The 1,022-nt window shown below is 38.6% G+C and carries 1 protein-coding gene; it reads left to right on the top strand.

Annotated elements, in window-relative coordinates:
* Positions 1–137: 137 nt before the first annotated feature.
* The coding region (locus L641_RS0107360; protein ID WP_024601564.1) for a transposase at positions 138–1,022 on the top strand (885 nt) is incomplete at its 3' end.

Below are 1,022 nucleotides of genomic sequence, written 5' to 3'. Positions count from 1 at the left end.
CAGACTGTGTGAAAACTCTGATCACCTTTTGGTCTAAGTATGTTCTGCTTATGATCTATTAATCTATACATTTAGTTCACTTAATATACTGATATTTATATAATTAGACTATTGATTCAGTTGAGGGTTGAGGCAGTATGTCAAAGTTTATAAGCGGTGAAAGTCGTGACCAATCAACGTTATTTCCAGAATCGTTGGAAGATTACGTCAGTGAAGATAATACGGTCAGAGTGATTGATGTTTTCATTGAGGAACTAAATCTAGCTGAATTGGGGTTTAAAGGATTAACTTTAAAGTCCACAGGCCGCCCTAAGTATCATCCAGCCACATTATTAAAACTGTATCTTTATGGTTACCTCAACCGTATTCAATCATCCCGCCGATTAGAAACCGAATGCCAACGCAATATTGAACTGATGTGGCTACTTGGTAAATTGGCACCCGACTTTAAAACGATTGCTGATTTTAGAAAAGACAACGGAGATGGTATAAAAAATGTGTGCAAAACGTTTGTTGAAGTCTGCCGTCGTCTGAATATGTTTGAGAAACCAGTTGTTGCCATCGATGGTAGTAAGTTTAAAGCTAGCAACAACAAAGGCAATAATTTTACGCCAAGCAAAGTTAAATTCCACATCGACCGAGTCGAAAAGAACATTGAACGTTACCTTGAATTACTTGATGAAGCCGATAAAGAGCAAGCTAACGTCACAAAAATTAAAGCCACAAAAGATAGGCTAGCTGACTTTCGCAGCCAGTTAAAAAAACTACACGAGATTAAAGAACAAGTTGAAGCTCATCCTGACAAGCAAATATCCACTACTGATCCTGATTCACGTTTAATGAAAACTCAAGGTTTTACAAGAGTTGTGAGTTATAACGTGCAAAGTGCGGTTGATACCAAGCACCACCTTATAGTGGCGCATGAGGTGACCAACGTGCCAGATAGAGGCCAGCTTGCGTCAATGACAAAACTCGCACAAAAAGCATTGCGCAAGGAAGATATAAGGGTATTAGCAGATAAA

The organism is Pseudoalteromonas sp. TB41, from assembly GCF_000497975.1.
GTDB lineage: Bacteria > Pseudomonadota > Gammaproteobacteria > Enterobacterales > Alteromonadaceae > Pseudoalteromonas > Pseudoalteromonas tetraodonis.
The sequence above is the reverse complement of the archived record's forward strand: the minus strand, read 5'-3'. Positions and strand labels throughout refer to the sequence as shown.